General features: G+C 68.0%; 15 protein-coding genes. 10 read left to right on the top strand and 5 right to left on the bottom strand.

The features are described 5' to 3' along the window. The first annotated feature begins 198 nt into the window (after positions 1 to 198). From ACJJV6_RS11095 to ACJJV6_RS11085, 3 genes are read left to right on the top strand one after another with little or no spacing between them, the layout of a single operon-like run. The gene (locus ACJJV6_RS11095; protein ID WP_407710492.1) at positions 199 to 867 is read left to right on the top strand and encodes a response regulator transcription factor; all 669 of its coding nucleotides are present in this window, start codon (positions 199 to 201) and stop codon (positions 865 to 867) included. Continuing rightward, positions 864 to 2,318 carry a sensor histidine kinase gene (locus ACJJV6_RS11090; RefSeq protein WP_407708940.1) on the top strand — a complete coding sequence of 485 codons (1,455 nt, stop codon included), beginning with the start codon at positions 864 to 866 and terminating at the stop codon, positions 2,316 to 2,318. Before ACJJV6_RS11095 ends, ACJJV6_RS11090 begins: the two co-directional genes overlap by 4 nt. After that, on the top strand, positions 2,311 to 3,315 hold the full coding sequence (locus tag ACJJV6_RS11085) for a TAXI family TRAP transporter solute-binding subunit (protein WP_407708939.1): 1,005 nt from the start codon (positions 2,311 to 2,313) through the stop codon (positions 3,313 to 3,315). Before ACJJV6_RS11090 ends, ACJJV6_RS11085 begins: the two co-directional genes overlap by 8 nt. A 130-nt stretch (positions 3,316 to 3,445) precedes the next feature. Here the strand turns inward: ACJJV6_RS11085 and ACJJV6_RS11080 are convergent, their stop codons facing one another. Further along, positions 3,446 to 4,957: a helix-turn-helix domain-containing protein gene (locus tag ACJJV6_RS11080; protein ID WP_407708938.1), complete on the bottom strand. Its 1,512-nt coding sequence runs from the start codon at positions 4,955 to 4,957 to the stop codon at positions 3,446 to 3,448. A gap of 147 nt (positions 4,958 to 5,104) precedes the next feature. On the opposite strand from ACJJV6_RS11080, the gene aceA reads away from it, so the two are divergent. Then, positions 5,105 to 6,421: an isocitrate lyase gene (gene aceA / locus ACJJV6_RS11075; protein WP_407708937.1), complete on the top strand. Its 1,317-nt coding sequence runs from the start codon at positions 5,105 to 5,107 to the stop codon at positions 6,419 to 6,421. Positions 6,422 to 6,675: 254 nt separating this feature from the next. Continuing rightward, on the top strand, positions 6,676 to 8,328 hold the full coding sequence (gene aceB, locus ACJJV6_RS11070; protein WP_407708936.1) for a malate synthase A: 1,653 nt from the start codon (positions 6,676 to 6,678) through the stop codon (positions 8,326 to 8,328). 94 nt (positions 8,329 to 8,422) lie between these two features. Here the strand turns inward: aceB and ACJJV6_RS11065 are convergent, their stop codons facing one another. Continuing rightward, complete coding sequence (locus ACJJV6_RS11065; protein WP_407708935.1) at positions 8,423 to 9,616, bottom strand: CynX/NimT family MFS transporter; 1,194 nt, start codon at positions 9,614 to 9,616, stop codon at positions 8,423 to 8,425. A gap of 141 nt (positions 9,617 to 9,757) precedes the next feature. On the opposite strand from ACJJV6_RS11065, the gene ACJJV6_RS11060 reads away from it, so the two are divergent. Further along, positions 9,758 to 10,717, top strand: a complete 960-nt coding sequence (locus ACJJV6_RS11060; RefSeq protein ID WP_009358477.1) for a D-2-hydroxyacid dehydrogenase family protein — start codon at positions 9,758 to 9,760, stop codon at positions 10,715 to 10,717. A gap of 79 nt (positions 10,718 to 10,796) precedes the next feature. Here ACJJV6_RS11060 and ACJJV6_RS11055 read toward each other — a convergent pair whose 3' ends face one another. Continuing rightward, positions 10,797 to 13,295 (bottom strand): beta-glucosidase, encoded by a 2,499-nt coding sequence (locus tag ACJJV6_RS11055; protein WP_407708934.1) that lies wholly within the window; start codon positions 13,293 to 13,295, stop codon positions 10,797 to 10,799. Further along, the gene (locus ACJJV6_RS11050; protein ID WP_407708933.1) at positions 13,296 to 14,603 is read right to left on the bottom strand and encodes an MFS transporter; all 1,308 of its coding nucleotides are present in this window, start codon (positions 14,601 to 14,603) and stop codon (positions 13,296 to 13,298) included. Between the two features lie 109 nt (positions 14,604 to 14,712). Here ACJJV6_RS11050 and ACJJV6_RS11045 point away from each other — a divergent pair, with 109 nt between their 5' ends. Continuing rightward, the gene (locus tag ACJJV6_RS11045; protein WP_407708932.1) at positions 14,713 to 15,291 is read left to right on the top strand and encodes a TetR/AcrR family transcriptional regulator; all 579 of its coding nucleotides are present in this window, start codon (positions 14,713 to 14,715) and stop codon (positions 15,289 to 15,291) included. A 6-nt stretch (positions 15,292 to 15,297) separates the two neighbouring features. On the opposite strand, the gene ACJJV6_RS11040 is transcribed toward ACJJV6_RS11045, so the two are convergent. After that, entirely contained in the window at positions 15,298 to 16,518 is a 1,221-nt protein-coding gene (locus tag ACJJV6_RS11040) for an ROK family transcriptional regulator (protein WP_407708931.1), read from the bottom strand. A gap of 139 nt (positions 16,519 to 16,657) precedes the next feature. On the opposite strand from ACJJV6_RS11040, the gene ACJJV6_RS11035 reads away from it, so the two are divergent. The 3 genes from ACJJV6_RS11035 to ACJJV6_RS11025 are packed head-to-tail and all read left to right on the top strand — an operon-like array spanning position 16,658 to position 19,718. After that, positions 16,658 to 17,404 carry a sugar phosphate isomerase/epimerase family protein gene (locus ACJJV6_RS11035; protein ID WP_407708930.1) on the top strand — a complete coding sequence of 249 codons (747 nt, stop codon included), beginning with the start codon at positions 16,658 to 16,660 and terminating at the stop codon, positions 17,402 to 17,404. After that, positions 17,401 to 18,537 carry a Gfo/Idh/MocA family protein gene (locus ACJJV6_RS11030; protein WP_407708929.1) on the top strand — a complete coding sequence of 379 codons (1,137 nt, stop codon included), beginning with the start codon at positions 17,401 to 17,403 and terminating at the stop codon, positions 18,535 to 18,537. The genes ACJJV6_RS11035 and ACJJV6_RS11030 overlap by 4 nt, the downstream gene beginning before the upstream one ends. Further along, positions 18,534 to 19,718: a Gfo/Idh/MocA family protein gene (locus ACJJV6_RS11025; protein ID WP_407708928.1), complete on the top strand. Its 1,185-nt coding sequence runs from the start codon at positions 18,534 to 18,536 to the stop codon at positions 19,716 to 19,718. The genes ACJJV6_RS11030 and ACJJV6_RS11025 overlap by 4 nt, the downstream gene beginning before the upstream one ends. Position 19,719: the final 1 nt, after the last annotated feature.

Genomic DNA, 19,719 nt, shown 5'->3' with positions numbered 1-19,719 from the left:
CTTCCTTGCGTGAACAGTCATCCGAAAGCGCGGAGGACCCCCACCAAACTATGGGTGACCCACGGCACAACCAACGCGGCGGGCGCTTTCCTAACACTTCCTTAGGATTCAGGCCCGCCGGGGAAAAAATGTCCGCCAGGAGGTAGTCTCCAAAGGCGGGGGACGGCTCAACCCCGGCAAAGGACAAGGAAGATGGCAATGGACGTGCTGATCGTCGAGGACGACGACGCCATGGCCGGCGCCCTCACGGCCGGTGTGGCGACGGCGGGCCTGAAGGCGACCAGGGTGTCCCGTGGCGCGGACGCCCTGCTGGCCCACCGTGACTACCACGTGATCCTCCTGGACCTGGGCCTTCCGGACATGGACGGGCTGGAGGTACTGCGGAAGCTCCGCCAGGTCACCGACTGCCCCATCCTGATCCTGACGGCGCGCGACGACGAACGCAGCGTGGTGCTGGGACTTCGCTCCGGCGCCGACGACTACCTGGTCAAGCCGGTCAAACTCGTGGAACTGCTGGCACGGATCGAAGCCGTGACCCGGCGCATGCGGCGCGGCAGCGGAAGCACCCCGCACACCATCGTCCTGGATGACCTGGAGATCGACCTGGACCGGCGGACCGCGGCCAAGGACGGGTCCCTGCTGCCGCTGACGGCCACCGAATTCGGCCTGCTGGCCCTCCTCGCCCGGAATGCGGGATCGGTGGTCACCCGCGAACAGATCCTGGATGCCCTGTGGGGCGACGCGTTCCTGGCTTCCTCGCGGTCACTCGATGTCCACCTCACCGGGCTCCGCGCCAAGCTGCAGAAGCCCGGGTTCATCATCAACGTCCGCGGCGTCGGCTACCGGGTGGAAGCGGAGGGCCGGTGAGGCTGCGGGTTCTCGGCGTCCTCAGCGTGCTGTGCCTGCTGGTGGTCTTCCTGGTTTCCGGCACCATCCTGGGATCCGCCGCCCGTGAACTCACGCAGGAAGTCCAGATCACCAGGGCCGCCTCCCTGAACCGGCTGGCCCAGGTGGCTTTCGATGCTGCCGCCGACGGCGACACGGTGCGGCTGCAGCGCGAGATGGACACCTACTCCGGCCTTTACGGGGAGGGGGTTGTAGTGCGGCTGCAGCAGGGAATCCTGGCGTCAGGCGGCCTGGAGGGCGACCGGCCCGATGTGCGGGACGCGCTGTCCCGGGCCGGACTCAACGTCACCGACACGGCCCTTGCCCCACTGCAGCCCTTCGGGTCCGGCTCTGAATTGATCTTCCGGCCGTTCGGCAGCGCCAGCCAGGTCCTGGGCGGGGTGGTCCTGGACGTCCACCTGGATACGGCGCGCCAGAAGCTTCGCGAGCGCTGGCTCCTGGTGGGGGCTGCCGCCGTCGCGCTGGCTGCGGTCCTCCTGCTGGCCGCCGCCCGGGTCACCTCCTGGGTGCTGCGGCCTGTCCTCCGGTTGAACTCGGCCGTGACCGAGCTGGCACGGACGGGACGTGCGGGCCGCCTGCCGGAGGATGGTCCGCCCGAACTGCGGGAACTGAGCCGGTCCTTCGGCGCCATGGCGCGCACGATGGGCGCCAGCATCGAGTCGCAACGCCAGCTGATTGCGGACACTTCGCATCAGTTGCGGAATCCCATCGGGGCGCTGCGGCTGCGGCTGGATGTGCTGCAGCTCGAGCTCCAGACCACCCGCGAGCGCGAAGCGGCGGAGAATGTGATGGCGGAGCTGGAGCGGGTGGAGGACATCCTCGACGGGGTGCTGAAGCTGGCGGCCGCGGAACACCGGGCTTCCGAGGATTCGGCGCGGCCCTTCAGCGGTGGTTCCCGGCCCGCCGCGCAGCCGGCCGACCCCTTCCCGGTCCTGCAGGGGGAAGTCGAGCGTGCCGCTCCTGCCGCAGGGCGTGCCGGTTGCCGGCTGCTCCTGGCCGAGGCGCCCGTGCCGCCGGCGGAGGTCGCCTGCCACCCCGCGGAACTGGGCCAGATGGTGGGGGAACTCCTTGCCAACGCCATCAAGTACGCCCCCGGGGCCACTGTTACCGCAGCTGTCCGCCGGCATCAGGGCAGGGTCCTGGTCGAAATTTCCGACGACGGGCCGGGCCTGTCGGAGCAGGAACGAACCAATGCCGCGACGAGGTTCTGGCGCGCGCCACGCCATACCCCGGTGCCCGGGACGGGATTGGGGATGACCATTGTGGGCGAACTCGCCGCAGCCAACGGCGGCCGGCTGGTGCTGGCTGAGGCTGCGCCCCACGGCCTGTCCGCCCGGCTGGAATTCCCTGCTGCTCCTTCGGTTGCTGACCGACCGGCTTCCGGCGCGGAAAGAGGGCTGGCCGATGGGTGACAGATGTCCGGCGCTGGTTCCTACCCGGCGGGCGCTTTTTAGGACCGTCCTGGCAGCGGCGGCGGCCGCCGGACTGCCGGCAGCCCTGACCGCCTGCACCGGGCAGCGTCCCGGGCTGCTGACCGTAGCGGGCGGCGAGCCGGGCGGGTTCTACCTTGAGTTCTCCACCCTCCTGGCGGCGTCCCTGGAGCGCCATGGGGTGGCGGACAGGGCCGAAGCGGTGGCCACCGGTGGCAGCCTGGACAACCTGGCCGAGCTCCGTGGCGGCAGGGCCACGTTCGCGGTCGCTCTTGCCGATGCGGCAGCCGCAGCCCCGGAACCCGGCACGGAGGCGGTACCGCTGGCGGCCCTGGGCAAGGTCTACGAGAACTACGTCCACTGCGTGGTGCGCCGGGACAGCGGAATCGTGGATCTGTCCCAGTTGGCCGGCCGGACCGTGGCTGTCGGCCAGCCGGGATCCGGAACGTCCCTGACCACCCCGCGGATCCTTGCGGCAGCAGGCCTGAATGCCCGGACCGCGGGTGGCGCAACCGCTGACGGGACGGTCGCCGTCGTAAGCCTTGGCCTGAACGACGGCCTGGCCGCCCTGAAGGCGGGCACAGTGGATGCGTTGTTCTGGTCGGGCGGTGTGCCCACCGCCGCCGTTGCCGCCGCCCAGCAGGAGGTGCCGCTGGCACTGCTGGACCTGTCGGCGCTGCTGCCGGAGCTGCGCACGCGGCACGGAGCGCAGTATGACCGCGTCCTCATTCCAGAGGGCAGCTATCCCGGCGTGCCCGCGGTCTGGACGGTCGGCGCCGCGAACCTGCTGCTGTGCCGGGCGGACCTGGACGCCGGCACGGTGGAACGGACCGTCCAGCTGCTGGTGCACCACGCCGGTGAACTGATTCCGCAATCCAGCATGGGCGTCCAGTTCCTCAGCCCGGAAACCCTGATCAACACGGCCGGCATCCCGCTCCATCCGGCCGCGGCCGACGCCTACCGGAAGCTCCACGGCTGAACCGGCACGCCCTCTCACATCCTGCAGCGATAGTGGGAACCCTCTCTCACCTTTCACGGGATGAGCCGAACCCTCATGCACACGCTGAGAGAGCGTTGCGGGGAAGCCGCAAAACGTGAGAGAGCGTCCCTCAAATCCCCGAATGCGCCTGCAGGAAGCTGTACACCTCTGTCTCGTCCACGCCGGGGAAAGCTCCGGGAGGCATGGCGGCCAGGAGGTGCGAATGGGCGCGGGCCGAGGGCCAGGCGTTCCCGGCCCACTCGGCGGTCAGGGCCTCCGGCGGACGCTTGCAGCAGGTGGGGTCGGGGCAGTTGGAGGTGGCGCGGGCCGTGGTTTCGCGCCCGCGGAACCACTTCACGTGCTGGTAGGGCACCCCGATGCTCAGCGAGAACTCCCCGGAGGCTGAGCGCTCGGTGCGCGCCGTGCACCAGTAGGTGCCGGATGGAGTGTCGGTGTACTGGCTGTAGGCGCTGAACTTGTCCGGCACGTCGAACACGGCGCGCGAGGTCCAGGCCTTGCAGGACGGCTGACCCTCGATGGCGCCGGTGTGGTCCTGCGGAAAGTTCACGCCGTCGTTCTCGTAGGCCTTGTAGATGATGCCGCTCTGGTGCGTCTTCTGGAAATGCGTGGTGATGCCCAAGTGTTTTGTGGCGAGGTTGGTGAAGCGGTGGGCAGCTGTCTCATAAGAGACGGCGAAGGCGTCACGGATGTCCTCCACGGCGATTTCCTTGGCGGCCTTGGCTTTTTGCAAAAATTCCACCGTTGCCTGCTCGGGCAGGAGCAGGGCGGCGGCGAAATAGTTGGTCGCCACCCGCTGGGCCAGGAAATCCCCGTAGTTGCGGGGCGTTTCATGGCCGAGAACGTAATGTCCCAGGGCCTGGAGCAGCACCGAGCGCGGATCGTGATCCTGCCGCTGGCTCTGCGTCAGGTAAATTTTGCGGTTCTTCAAATCGGTCACGGAGCGCGTGGAATGGGGCAGGTCGCTGACGTGGTGCAGGGTAAAACCAAGGTGCGCGGCGATGTCGGCAATGACGTGCTGGCTGAGCGGACCGGTGGTGTAGCCCACCTCCTTGAGGACCTTCTGCGCTTCAGCTTCATACTCCGGAAAGTAGTTTCCGCGCTCCCGCATCATCGCCCGCAGTTCCCCGTTCGCGCGGCGCGCTTCCTCCGGGGTTGCCACCTGCTCGTTCATCTTGCGCTCGAGCTCCTGCAGCAGGCCCACCTGGGCTTCCAGGACATCCAGCGGCAGCCGTGAACTGATGCGGATTTTGGGCAGGTCCAGGGATTCGTACAGGGGACCGCGCTGGTACCGTTCCAGCTCGATTTCCAGCGCAGCGCGGCGGCTCGGGGGCTCCGCCCCGAGCAGCTGGTCGATGCTCACGCCAAGGGCGCCGGCAAGGTGCTGGAGCAAGCTGAGTTTGGGTTCGCGCTTGCCGTTCTCTATCAGGCTCAGCTGGCTGGGCGCGGTCCCGACGGCGGCGCTCAGGTCATCGAGCGTCAGCCCGGCCTGCTTGCGCAGATGGCGGACGCGGCGGCCCAGCGAGATGACGTCAAGGTCCGTCGTTGCGGCGGAGGATGGCTGGGAAACGTCCCTGTTCCAGCTTGAAGGCGACATTTCTGCAGAATACGCGAAGAACTGCATTTCTTTCCACCCCTTTTCTCTAGAAAGGGGGTTGAAAGTGCTGAAAAGTAGTTCACACGGAAAGAACACCGCACCGGAAAGCCGGTGGGAACCTCAACGACGCGGTTCCCACCCACCACTTCCGGAGCTCAATCAAGGAGATCAACGATGACTGCAGCATTTGAGCCCACCCAGCAGACGCCCGAAGAGCAGGCCGCCGCACTGGAGCTCGAGTGGGCCGCCAACCCGCGCTGGGAAGGTGTGACCCGTGACTACTCAGGTTCCGACGTCGTCCGCCTCCGCGGCCGCGTCTCCGAAGAACACACCCTGGCCCGCCGCGGCGCCGAGAAGCTGTGGAAGCAGCTCACCGAAGAGCACAAGACCGGCGGCTACACCAACGCCCTGGGCGCCCTGACCGGCAACCAGGCAGTGCAGCAGGTCAAGGCCGGCCTGCGGGCCATCTACCTTTCCGGCTGGCAGGTCGCCGCGGACGCCAACAACTCGGGCCACACCTACCCGGACCAGTCCCTCTACCCGGCCAACTCGGTCCCCACCGTGGTCCGCCGGATCAACAACGCCCTGCTGCGCGCCGACCAGATCGAATTCGCCGAAGGCGTCCAGAGCGTCCAGGACTGGCTGGTCCCGATCGTCGCCGACGCCGAGGCCGGGTTCGGCGGCCCGCTGAACGCCTACGAACTCATGAAATCCATGATCCAGGCCGGCGCCTCCGGCGTGCACTGGGAGGACCAGCTCGCCTCGGAAAAGAAGTGCGGCCACCTCGGCGGCAAGGTCCTGATCCCCACCCAGCAGCACGTGCGGACCCTGAACGCCGCCCGCCTGGCCGCTGACGTCGCCGGCACCCCCACCGTCGTCATCGCCCGCACCGACGCCGAAGCAGCAACCCTCATCACCTCCGACGTCGACGAACGCGACCGCGAGTTCATCACCGGTGAGCGCACCGCCGAGGGCTTCTACAAGGTCCGCAACGGCATCGAACCCTGCATCGCCCGCGCCAAGGCCTACGCCCCCTACTCGGACCTGATCTGGATGGAGACCGGCACCCCGGACCTGGAACTGGCCCGCAAGTTCGCCGAAGCCGTCAAGGCCGAGTTCCCGGACCAGATGCTCTCCTACAACTGCTCGCCCTCGTTCAACTGGCGCAAGCACCTGGACGACGCCACCATCGCCAAGTTCCAGCGCGAACTCGGCGCCATGGGCTTCACGTTCCAGTTCATCACCCTGGCCGGCTTCCACGCCCTGAACTACTCGATGTTCGACCTCGCCCACGGCTACGCCCGGACCGGCATGAGCGCCTACGTCGAACTCCAGGAAAAGGAATTCGCCTCCGAAAACCGCGGCTACACCGCAACCAAGCACCAGCGCGAAGTCGGCACCGGCTACTTCGACACCATCTCCACCGCGCTCAACCCGAACGCGTCCACCCTCGCCCTCGTGGGATCCACCGAAGAGGGCCAGTTCCACTAACAACTTCCGCCCAAGGTGAGCCGTTCGCTTCGCTCACCGATGAGGCACGACGGCGGTACGCATCTGAGGTGACCGTCGCCGGGTCGGGAGGGGGAATCCGGAAGCGTGCGTAAAGGGGCCCTGTCCCCGGCGTCGACCGAGCTCTGCGAGGTCTTACGACGGGGATGGGGATAGCACGCGGAGGATTTCCCTTCCCGGCCCCAACCAGGCAAGTCCCGCCGTCGAACTTCCCTTTCGTCTTTAAGGAGACTGAAATGAACAGCTTCACTGACAGCTTCACGATCAACGGAATCACACTCACTGCGCAGCCGATTTGCCGGCAGAACGAGGTGCTCACCCCGGACGCACTCGAGTTCATCGGCAAGCTGCACCGGGCCACTGCTGAGCGGCGCAAGGAACTGCTGCAGGCACGGCGGGCCCGGCGGGCGGAGATCGCCGCCGGCGCCGATCCCCGCTTCCTGCGGGAGACAGAGCACATCCGCAACGACCCGTCCTGGCGGGTCGCTCCCCCGGCCCCGGGCCTGGAGGACCGCCGGGTGGAAATCACCGGTCCGGTGGACAAGAAGATGACCATCAACGCCCTGAACTCCGGCGCCAAAGTCTGGCTCGCGGACATGGAGGACTCCTCCACCCCCACCTGGCGCAACGTCATCAAGGGCCAGCTGAACCTCACCGACGCCCTGGAACGCCGGATCGACTTCACCACGGAAGAAGGCAAGGAATACAAGCTCCGCCCCGCCGGGGACCTGCCCACCATCGTGGTCCGCCCCCGAGGCTGGCACCTGCCCGAAAAGCACATGCTCATCGACGGCGAACCCGTCGCCGGCGGCATCGTTGACTTCGGCCTGTTCTTCTTCCACAACGCCCGCCGCCTGCTGGCCCAGGGCAAGGGCCCGTACTTCTACCTGCCCAAAATCGAAAACCACCTCGAAGCCCGGCTCTGGAACGACATCTTCATCCTCGCCCAGGACCTGCTCGGCATCAACCAGGGCACCATCCGCGCCACCGTGCTGATCGAGACCATCACCGCAGCGTTCGAAATGGAAGAAATCCTCTACGAACTGCGCGACCACGCCGCAGGCCTGAACGCCGGCCGCTGGGACTACATCTTCTCCATCATCAAGAACTTCCGCACCCGCGGCCCCCGCTTCGTCCTCCCGGACCGCGGCCAGGTGACCATGACCGCCCCCTTCATGCGCGCCTACACCGAACAGCTCGTCCGGGCCTGCCACAAGCGCGGCGCCATGGCCATCGGCGGCATGGCCGCAGCCGTGCCCAACCGCAAGGATCCGGAAGCGAACGCCAACGCCTTCGACAAGGTCCGCGCGGACAAGACGCGCGAAGCCAACGACGGCTTCGACGGCTCCTGGGTGGCCCACCCCGACCTTGTGCCCGTCGCCCGAGAGGTGTTCGACAGCATCCTCGGCGAGAAGCCCAACCAGCTCGGCAAGCTCCGCGAGGACGTCACCCCGGACGACCGCGCCCTGATCAACATCGCCTCACTCCACGGCACCATCACCGAACAGGGCATCCGGAACAACATCGAAGTCGGGATCCGCTACATCGAATCCTGGCTCCGCGGCAACGGCGCAGTGGCCATCCACAACCTCATGGAAGACGCCGCCACCGCCGAAATCTCCCGTTCCCAGCTCTGGCAGTGGATCTACGCCCGGGCCATCACCGACCATGGCGAGATCATCACCCACCACTGGGTCGAAGAGCTCCTGGACGAGGAGTTCGCCCGGCTGGAGCGCTTCGACGGCGACCGCTTCGAAGACGCCCGCGACATCTTCGAGGAAGTCACCCTCGCCCAGGACTTCCCGTCCTTCCTCACCCTGCCCGCCTATGCGCGGTACCTGACCGAGGCCCGCGAGAAAGCCACGGTCGAGGAACTCGCCGCCGCCTGACAAGTTTCCGTCCGCCGGGCCGGCACGCTCTATCGCAACAGGCACCTCCGAAATCCGGAGGGCCGGACCCGGCGGCGGGACATGCCTTGGCACGTCAGCGTCCCTTGGGCACCTTCCGCACTGAGAGGGTAGTACCGGCGAAGAACGTCAGCACGGAGGCCAGGATGACCAGCAGCGCGGGCGTCCAGGAACCCGAGGCATCGTGGACGAAGCCCACCAGGGGCGGTGCCACGGCGCCGAGGGCATAGCCCAGGCCCTGGACCGTGGCGGACATCTTGCCCGCCGAAGCCTGGTCGCGTGCCAGCCGGATGATGGCGATGAAGATGACGGTGATGCCGCCGCCCTGGGCGACGCCTCCTAAGACGGACCAGAGCCACCAGAGCTGCGGCGCCAGCAGCAGCCCCACCGGAACGGTCAGCCACAGCGCACCCACGGTGACCGCAACCGCCGTCGGGCCCCAGTACTTGGCGGCAAACGGGACACCCAGCCCGCCCACGATGGCGAGAATCTGGAAGATGGAGGAAGCTGCGCCGGCCTCGGCCACGGACATGCCAAGCTCGTCGTGCAGGTAGCTGGGCAGCCATGCGGTGACGCCGTAGTAGGAGAAGGCCTGGCCGCCGAACCCGGCCGTCAGTCCGGCAGTTATCCAGCCCAGGCCGGTAACGGGCGGCCGCTTGGTGTCCGCGCCGTCCCCGCCGGAAACCAGGAAGGCGTTGCGGGGCCCCACCGCCAGGGTCCAGACGACGATCGCCGCCACGGCCAGGACGGCCACCGAGCCCAGGGCGAACCGCCACCCGGCCAGGTCCGCGAGCGGCGCCGTCACCACGGACGTCAGGAACGAGCCGATGTTCAGCGCCGCGGTGTAGATCCCCATCGCCGTTCCCTGCCGGGCGGGAGCAAAGTCCCGCCGGATGATGAGGGGCGCCGCAATGTTGCCCACGGTGATGGCGGCGCCGATCAGCACCGTTCCAGCCACCACCAGCGCCGGGCCGCCGGACGAGCGGACCAGGACGCCTGCCAGGACCCCGAGGATGGTCAGGGTCACCGCGAATTCGGCGCCGAACTTCCTCGCCGCGAGGGAAGCCAGCGGCGCGGCCAGCGAAAAGCAGAGGACGGGGATGCTGGTCAGGAGCCCCAGCATGACCGGTGAAAATGAAAGCTCCGCCTGCATCAGCCCGACTACCGGGGCGACCGCCACGAACGGGCCCCGCAGATTCAGGGCCAGCAGGCCGATACAGGCGAGCAGGATCCAGCTGGCGGGGAGGCGGGCGAGGGACCGGCCGCTCATGCGGCGGCGTGCTGGTTAACCGGGGGTTTCATCACTCCCATTGCTATCACGCCCCACCCGCGCGCCGTTTCCGCCGTTCCGGAGGGCGCCCTGCCATACGATGAACATCACGCCAGGAACTCCGGGATTAAGGACACCTCCATGCAGCACCGCCTTGCCATTCTTGACGACTACCAGGACGTGGCGCACGGCTTCGCGGACTGGGCAGCGCTCGAAGCCGAGGGAGTCAAGGTCACCACGTTCCGGGAACCCTTTGCGTCGCGGGACGCCCTGGTCTCGGCGCTGGCCGACGTCAGCATCGTGATCGCCATGCGTGAGCGGACGGCCTTCCCGCGCGAGGTGTTCGAGAAGCTCCCGGCACTGCAGCTCCTGGTGACCACGGGGATGGCCAACGCGTCCATTGACGTTGCCGCCGCCACGGACCACGGGGTAACGGTCTGCGGCACGCCCGGCTCGCCCACGGCCGCCCCCGAACTGACCTGGGCCCTGCTGCTCGCCGCCGCGCGGCACCTGCCGGCGGAGGAGAACTCGCTGCGCGCCGGAACCTGGCAGTCAACGGTGGGATTTGAGCTGGCCGGCAAGACCTTGGGCATTGTGGGCCTGGGGAAGATCGGGCGCCGGGTGGCCGGGTACGGGCGGGCGTTCGGAATGGACATCGTGGCGTGGAGCCAGAACCTCACTGCCGGGGCGGCGGAAGAGGCCGGGGCGCGGCTGGTGTCCAAGGAAGAGCTGTTCCGGGCCTCCGACGTGGTGACGCTCCACCTGCGGTTGTCCCCGCGCTCCGAGAACACGGTGGGGGAGGCGGAACTGCGGCTGCTGGGCCCGGAGGGGATCCTGGTGAACACCGCCCGGGGTCCGCTGGTGAACCAGGATGCATTGATCCGGGCGCTCAGCCAGGGGTGGATCCGCGGCGCCGCGCTGGATGTGTTCGACGAGGAACCGCTGCCCGCCGGGCATCCGCTCCTGGCCGCCCCCAATACCGTCCTCTCGCCGCACCTTGGCTACGTGACGCAGGAGAGCTACCGGGAGTTTTACGGCGGGGCGTTCGAGGACGTGACGGCGTGGCTGGCCGGTTCCCCCATCCGCACCATCAGCGGCTGACGCCGAAGTACCGCGGACGACGGCGGCCGGGCGGCTTCCCGGAAAGGGAACCGGCCCGGCCGCCGTCGTCTAGAGCGCCTTAGCGCAACTCGATCTCCAGTGCCTGGAAGTCGTCGGCCGCGTGCCGGCCCACCAGGATCCGGAACGTTCCGGGCTCAAACTGCCAGCCGCCGTCGTAATGCGCGAAGGAGCGGGCGGGGATCCGCACCTCGACGCTGTCGGTGCCGCCGGGGGCCAGGTGGGCTCCGGCGTATCCTGCCAGCCAGCGGACGGGCCGCTCGACGGCGGACTCCGCACGCTCCAGGTACACCTGGACCACTTCGCGGCCGGAGCGGCTGCCGGTGTTGCGGACGGGAACGTGGACCACCACGTCGTTGCCGGCGGTGACGGACTGCGGGGCATGCGGGGCGGACAGCTCGAACGTGGTGTAGCCCAGGCCGTAGCCGAACGGCAGGGCCGGAGCCGCGCCGCCTTCAGCCTGCTGCTTCAGCCAGGCCCGGTAGCCCACGTGGATGCCCTCGGAGTACACCACCTTGCCGTCCACGGGCGCGGTATTGAGCACCGGAACGTCCCCGAGCGCGGCCGGCCAGGTGGTGGGCAGGCGTCCGCCCGGCTCCTCCTGACCCAGCAGGATGTCCGCGATGGCCCGGCCGAACTCCTGGCCGCCGAACCAGCCGAGCAGGACCGCTCCCACCTTGTCGAGCCAGGGCATCAGCACGGGCGAACCGGAGTTCACCACCACGACGGTGCGGGGGTTGACGGCGGCCACGGCCTCCACCAGCTGGTCCTGGTAGCCGGGCAGGTCCAGGTCCTTGCGGTCGAAGCCTTCGGACTCGATGGCGGCGCTGGTGCCTACCACCACCACGGCCACGTCCGCAGCCTTCGCGGCTTCCACCGCTGCCTCGATCTCGGCCTGCGGGTCCTCAACCACGGTTTCCTCGCCCAGCAGGATGGCGGTGAAGGGGATGACCTGCTGCTTGGGCAGCTCGTAGACGGCCTCGATCCGGACCCGCTCGCCTGCTGCGGTTTCGACGGCGTGGACCGTCTTGGGCGGGTCGAAGAGGGCGGCGCCGAGGACGTCGGTGTCGTCCTCGATCTCGCCGTTGAACACTTCGTCTCCCTTGAGCGAGAGCCGGATCCGTCCCACGGTGCCGACGCCGAGGTGGTGGATGCCCGCCGTCGGGGCCGTCCAGTCCGCTTCCATTCGGATGGCCGCAGACCCTTCCGGGATCCCGACGCCGAACCAGATCAGGTGCGATGCCAGCCGGTCCTCACCCGAAATGTCCGCGCCGTCCGCGTCCAGGAAGGTCACCCGCATGCCGGGGACATTGGAGACCGGGTTGTGCAGCGAGGTGCGCGGGAAGGCCTGCAGGCCCTCGGCCACCTTGGCGCCGCGGGTGTAACTGACGCTGACGCCGGACGGCAGCGCGTCTCGGAGTCCGTCCAGCGGCGAGACGGTGTACTTGGGCATGACGGTGGCGCTGCCGCCACCCTGGGTCCGGGCCTCCTCGGCGTTGTGGCCGCTGACCGCGATGCTCGTCAATGCCGACGGGTCGAGGGGCAGCAGGCCGTCCTTGTTGCGGACCAGCACGGCGCCGCGGACTGCCACTTCACGTGCGACGGCGGCGGCATTGAGTTGTTCCGGAAGCTCGGTCACCGCCGGGGCGACGGAGTCCAGCGAACCGACGCGGGCGGCCAGGCGGAGGATGCGGATGACCTTTTCGAGGATGGCGGCCCGGCTGACCCGGCCGTCCTCAACGGCTGCCAGCAGCTTGGGGCCCCAGTGGCCTACGGGCCCGGGCATCTCCAGGTCCTGGTGGGCGTTGGCCGACTCCACCGAGCGGACACCGGTCCAGTCTGAAACAACCACGCCGTCGAAGCCCCATTCGGTGGACAGGGGGGTCTTGAGCAGCTCGTTTTCGCTGGCCGTGGTGCCGTTGATGGAGTTGTAGGAGCTCATCACCAGCCAGGCACGCGCCTCGGTGATGGCGTCCTCGAAGGCGGCCAGGTACAGCTCGCGGAGGGGGCGCTCATCCACCACGGAGTCGGACGTGAAACGCTCGGTTTCGGACTCGTTGGCGAGGTAGTGCTTGGGGGTCGCACCGACGCCCATCGACTGGACGCCGGCCACGTAGCCCGCCGCCAGCGTGGCGGTGAGGCGCGGGTCCTCGCTCATGCATTCGAAGTGCCGGCCGCCCAGCGGGGAGCGGTGCAGGTTGATGGTGGGGCCGAGGACCGCATGGACGCCCTTGCGGCGGGCCTCCTGGCCGAGGACCTGGCCGTAGCGGTGCGCCGTTTCCACGCTCCAGGTTGCGGACAGGGCGGACGACGACGGCAGCGAGACCGAGTCATGGCGTTCATCGAAGTCCTCGCCGCGGACGCCCGACGGACCATCCGAGAGGACAACCCGGGAGAGCCCGATCGAGGGCAGCGCGTGGGTGGCCCACACGTCCGCGCCCGTGAGGAGCTGGATCTGCTGTTCCAGGGAAAGGCCTTCGGCCAGCTCCCGGATACGGGCTTCTGCGTCCGGGGACCCGGCAGCGGGTGCCGTCACGGCCGGGGAAAGGGTGGGATTCATCTACTTGACTCCTTTGATGCGGGTAACGAGGACGGCGCCGATGATGCCGACGACGGCCCCGCCGATGAAGAGGGCGGGGTAGCCGCCGAGGGTGATAACCGGGAATGCCAGTGCGGGGACAAGCGACTGGGGCAGCGCTTGGGCAATGTTGAAGACACCGAACGTCTTGGCGTTTTCGGTCTGGCTGCCGGGCAGCAGGTCGGTGATGAGGGCGACGTCAACAGCGCCGAAGCAGCCCAGGCCCAGGCCGGCGATGGCCTGTCCCACCAGGACCTGGTCCGTGGTGGTGCTGGTGGCGATGACCACCAGGCCGGCCATCATGATGATGGCGGAGGCGATGACCATGCCCTTGCGCTTGCCGATCTTGTCGCTGATCCAGCCGCCGGCGAGGCTGGTGACGACCGTTCCCAGGGAGCTGACGAGGGTGGCCTGGAAGACCAGCGACGCCACTTCGGTTTCGGCCACGCGGAGATGGTCGGCGAAGAAGTACGGCAGGTAGAGCAGCCCGGCGCAGTAGCCAACGTAGACCAGGAACTTGGTGAACCAGGCCCAGCCCAGGCCGGGATAGGTGCGCGGGTTGAAGTAGAAGGATCCCGCGATCTCCTTGAGATTCAGCGGTGCCGGCTTTTCGGTGAGGACACGGTCCTTGAAGGTAAAGGCGAAGGCAAGGGCAATGACTGTTCCCACAGCTCCCGGGACCACCGCCATCTGGAAGGCGTTGTCGAAGAGCTGGGCGAAGTAGGCAGCTGCAACCAGGCCGATGGGCAGGGTCATCCCAATGAGGCCGGACAGGCGACCGCGCTCGGCCGGCGCCGCCTGGTCCGGAAGGGTGGCCACCAGCGCGGCCAGCGCAGCGTTGAAGCTCAGCTGGGCGAGGACCCAGGCCACCAGCACGCCGGCGACGTCGGTGGCGGACCCGAGCAGGACCAGCGACCCCATGCCCACGATGGAGCCGCCGACAATCCACGGCTTGCGCATACCAAAGCGGGAGGTGGTGCGGTCGCTCAAGCGTCCGAAGAAGGGGTTGGCCAGCAGCGCGATCAGGGCGCCGACGCCGGCAACGAGGCTGAGGGCCCCGGCCCGGGTTTCCGGCGTGGTGATTTCCGAAACCTTGATGGCCAGCACCACCAGGGCCGGCGCCAGGACGGCCATCCACAGGCCTGCGCTGGCGATGGGCATGCCGATGACATAGGCGCGGGGTGTTGTGACGGGGCTTCCCGGAGCGGGAACGGATGAAGTTGTGGTGCTGGACGGGGTTGCGGGCACTGTCAGCCCTGCGGAATCCCCGGTGTTGGTCGTGACGGCCACGGTGCCTCCTGACAGAAAGTGACCCTCCGTTGGGTCCTGCAGAAAATGGTACCTACAAAAACCGAGTCTGACTAGGCTTTCGCGCCGAAGCGTGAAATACACTGTCTTGGTGCCTTCATCAAAGCCGCGCGGACAGTACGCCAAGGGAGCCGAACGCCGCGAGCAGATCATCCAGACAGCAACCGACGTTTTTGCAACAGAAGGCTTCGAAGGCACGGCCCTGAAGCGCGTGGCTGAACTGGTGGGCGTGAAGGAAGCCACGCTCTTCCACTACTTCCGTGGCAAGCAGGAGCTCCTGACCGCTGTCCTGGCCGAGCGCGACCGGCGGAGCATGGCGGCCATGGATACAGACGCCGGGCTGCCGCTGATAGTGCGCTCCGCAGAGCGCAACCGGGCGGAACCGGGCTTGACCACGCTGTACGCGGTTGCCTCAGCCACCGCGAACGATCCCGGACATGACTCCCACGGCTACTTCAAGGACCGCTTCGCGGAAGTGGTGGACGTCCTGACAGTGGACATTGAGCGGCGCCAGGCCGCCGGCCAGGCCCGCACGGACCTGCCGGCAAAGGACCTTGCCCGGCTGGTCGTTGCCATCTCGGACGGCCTGCAGCTGCAGTGGCTCTACGACAAGGAAGTGGACGTGGCAGACGGTCTGTCACAGTTCATCGACGTGCTGATGGCGCCCTAGCAGCGCTCACCCTGCCGCGGCTGTTCCCGCCAGAGTTGCCTCGATGACCGCCGGCGAGAGAACGTACTGCGTGACCATCCGGCTGGCACCCAATATTGCCGCCTGGTCCCCGGCAATGGAGACGGCGATCCGCAAATGCGAAGTGGCCAGTGGCTGCGACCGCCGGTACACCACTTCCCGGATGCCGGCCACCAGGTGTTCGCCGGATACACCGATGCTGCCGCCCACCACAATGACGGACGGATTGAGGAGGTTCACCACGGTGGCCAGCACCTCGCCGATATCCCGGCCTGCCTGGCGCAGGGCCTGGATGGCCTGAAGGTTTCCGTCCGAGGCGAGCCGAAGGACATCAGAGCCCTTTGCCGCGTCCAGCCCCTGTTCCCGCAAAGCGCGGGCGATGGCGGGACCTGACGCCAGGGCTTCGAGGCAGCCGTAATTCCCGCACGCGCACTGCACGTCCGCGCCCCTCGCCAGCTGGACATGCCCCAGGTCTCCGGCTGTGCCGTTGGCGCCGCGCTGCAGTTCGCCGCTGCTGATGATGCCGGAACCGATGCCGGTGGCCACCTTCACGAAAAAGAAGTTGCCGTGCTCCGGCCAATGGGCGGTCCGCTCCCCCAGGGCCATGATGTTCACATCGTTGTCCACCAGCACGGGGACGCGGAGGGACTGCTGCACGTAGCCAACCACGTCGAAGCCGTCCCAGCCCGGCATGATGGGAGGCTTCACCGGCTTTCCGGTGTCGTGCTCCACCGGGCCGGGCAGGCCGATGCCCACGCCGGCCAGGTCGCCGGCCTTCCGCCCCGCCGCTGCGAGCAGTTTCCTGCCCTGTGCCACCACCTGGTCCAGGACAGTTTCCGGGCCGTCCGACACCTCCCGGGCCAGCCGTTGTTCGGCCAGGATCTTCCCGCCCAGGTCGGTGACGGCCACGATCACGTGGCTTGCCCCGACGTCGACGGCCAGGACCACCCGCGACGAGGGGTTGAAGGCAAAGCGCGACGGCGGCCTGCCGCCACTGGAGGTGGCCTCACCGGCGGGCCCCACCAGGCCGGACAGCATCAGCGCTTCGATCCGGGAGGCCACGGTGGAACGCGCGAGGCCGGTGCTTCCGGCCAGCTCGGCCCTGGTGCGCGCCTTCCCGTCCCGCAAAAGCTGGAAAAGGTCTCCGGCCCGCCCCTGGGACGCCGGGTACTCGAGGAGGGAAGCTCCTTCTCCGTGGCTTTTGGTCATCAACCATAGATAACACGGGGACTTCCTCCTGTCACTTCACCAACTTTTGCTTGACGTTCGTCAAAAGTCCTTCTAGCTTTGCACTAGACCGTCAGGCCGCTTTTTCATGCCGATGCCCGCCACCGAAGCCAGGAGCACCATGTCCTACGCACTTCAGCTGTACACCGTCCGCGACGCAATCTCGAAGGACTTGCCGGGCACCATCAGGAGGGTCGCCGGGATCGGTTTCACCCAGGTGGAGCCGTACAACTTCGTTGCAACGGCCAAGGAACTGGGCGCCGCCCTGAGGGAAAACGGGCTCACCGCGCCTTCCGGCCACGCCCCGTTGCTCAGCCAGGACCAGGACGGGATTTTCGCAGCGGCCAGGGAACTGGGCATCCGGACGGTCATCGAACCCTTCATTCCGGCGGAGCGCTGGCAGGATGCCGAGGCCATCAAGGCCACAGCCGCCGCGCTCAACGCCGCCGCCCGGAAAGGCGCGGAATACGGTGTCCGGGTGGGTTACCACAACCACGCCTGGGAGCTGGAGTCCATCATCGACGGCAGGACCGCACTGGAATACTTCACGGAACTGCTCGATCCGGAACTGGTCCTGGAGGTGGATACCTACTGGGTGGCGGTCGGCGGGCAGGATCCGGTGGACATCCTTGCCAGGCTGGGCGACCGGGTGAAGTTCATCCACATCAAGGACGGCCCCCTCACTGCTGACACCAAGGCCCAGCAGCCCGCCGGGCAGGGGAAGGTCCCGGTCATGGACGTGATCGCCGCGGCACAGTCCCTGGAGGTGGGCGTGGTGGAGTTCGACGACTACGCCGGCGACATCTTCGAAGGCATCACCGAAAGCCTGTCCTTCCTGACCGCTTCCGGCGAAGGGATCAAGGCATGAGCCGCCCCGCAGCCTCTTCCCGCCGGGGTCCGGTGGGGGTCGGCGTCATCGGCGCCGGCAACATCAGCAAGCAGTACCTGGACAACCTCACGGTTTTCCCCGACCTGAAAGTCCACGTCATCGCGGACCTGTTCGAGGAGGCCGCGGAAGCCCGGGCCGCCGAATACGGGATCCCCGGGTGGGGCGGCGTGGAGAAGGCGCTGAACCACCCCGACGTCGAAATCATCGTCAACCTCACCATCCCGGCGGCCCACGTCGAGGTGGCCACCGCGGCCGTGAACGCGGGCAAGCACGTCTGGACCGAAAAACCCATCAGCCTGGACCGGGACTCCGGGCTGGGCCTGCTCAAGGCCGCCGACGCTGCCGGGATCCGGCTCGGCTGCGCACCGGACACGTTCCTGGGCGCCGGCCTGCAGACCGCCCTCCGGCTCATCCAGCGCGGCGACATCGGCACCCCGCTGACCGCGATGACCACGTTCCAGACCCCGGGCCCGGAATCATGGCACCCCAACCCGGCCTTCCTCTTCCAGTCCGGGGCAGGCCCGCTGTTCGACATGGGCCCGTACTACCTCACCACGCTGGTCCAGGCCTTCGGCTCCATCCGCAAGGTTGCCGCCGTCGGCTCCAAGGCCAAGGAGGTCCGCGTCATCGGCTCCGGCCCCAAAGCCGGCGAGGAGTTCACCGTGGAAGTGCCTACCCACGTCTCGGCCATGGCCCAGTTCGAGTCCGGCGCCTCCTCGCACAGCGTCTTCTCCTTCGAATCCCCCCGGGTCCGGATGGGCTTCGTTGAAATCACCGGCACCGAGGCCACCATCTCCCTGCCGGACCCCAACAACTTCGACGGCGACATCAGGCTCTGGCGCGCCGGTGACGAGGACTGGACCACCATCCCGGCCACCGGCCCGGCCAACGGCCGCGGCATGGGGGTCCTGGACATGGCCCGCTCCCTCCGCGCCGGCGTCCCCCACCGCGCCACCGGCCAGCTGGCCTACCACGTGCTGGACAGCATGGTCTCCATCTCCGAATCCATCGAATCCGGGACCTTCGTCGACGTCGACAGCTCCGCCCCGGCCTCCGCTCCCCTGCCCGAAGACTGGGCACCGGAAACCTCTACCCTTGGCGGCACCGCATGAGCCAGGCACCAGGAACCCTGAAGCCGGGCGCCAAGGGTCCGCTGGGCGTCGCCGCCATCGGTTATGCGTTCATGGGGAAGGCCCATTCGAACGCATGGCGGAACGTTGCCAGCTTCTTCGACGTCCCGGCGATCGAGCAGAAGGTCCTGGTAGGCCGGGATGCAGGGCAGGTTGCCGACGCCGCAGCGAAGTACGGCTGGGCAGAATCCGCCACGGACTGGCGCGAGGTGATTGCCCGGGACGACATCCACATCGTTGACATCTGCGCCCCGGGCTGGATGCACGCCGAGATCGCCATCGCCGCGCTCGAGGCGGGCAAGCACGTCCTGGTGGAAAAGCCCCTGGCCAACACCCTCGCCGAGGCCGAGGCCATGACCGGCGCCGCGGCGGCCGCCCGCACCCGGGGTGTCCAGTCGATGGTCGGCTTCAACTACCGCCGCGTGCCCGCCCTGGCCCTGGCCAGGGAACTCATCGCCGAAGGCCGGGTGGGAACGGTCCGGCACGTCCGCGCGGCGTACCTGCAGGACTGGCTTGCGGACGACCAGGCACCCATGACCTGGCGGCTCCGCAAAGAGACCGCAGGGTCCGGGGCCCTCGGGGACATCGCCTCCCACGCGGTGGACCAGGTCCTGTTCCTGCTCGGCGGCCAGGTCACCGAGGTCACCGGCCGGCTTCAGACCTTCGTGAACCGCCGCCCCGGTCCGGACGGCCCCGAGGACGTGACAGTCGACGACGCCGCCTGGGCCACACTGACCCTCGCCTCCGGAGCCATCGCCTCGGTCGAGGCGTCCCGGGTGGCCACGGGACAGAAGAACAGCCTGAGACTCGAGATCTACGGGGACAAGGGCAGCATCCACTTCGACCTGGAAAACCTGAACGAACTTGGCTTCCTGGACGCCACCGCCCCGGCCCGCGAACAGGGTCTCCGGCGGATCCTGGTCACCGAACCGGACCATCCCTACCTGGACGCGTGGTGGCCGCAGGGCCACATCATCGGCTGGGAACACACTTTCACCCACCAGATCCGCGATTTCCTCACCGCGATCCAGGCTGGAAACCAGCCCTCGCCGTCGTTCGAGGAGGGACTGAACGTCCAGTACATCCTCAACGCCGTGGAGGAATCCGCCGCCGCCAAGAGTGCCCTCGTCCCTGTTGCCGACAGAACCTCCAAAGGAGCCTGAC

Origin of the sequence: Arthrobacter nitrophenolicus (assembly GCF_045833485.1) — a bacterium.
Lineage (GTDB): Bacteria > Actinomycetota > Actinomycetes > Actinomycetales > Micrococcaceae > Arthrobacter > Arthrobacter nitrophenolicus.
The sequence above is the reverse complement of the archived record's forward strand: the minus strand, read 5'-3'. Positions and strand labels throughout refer to the sequence as shown.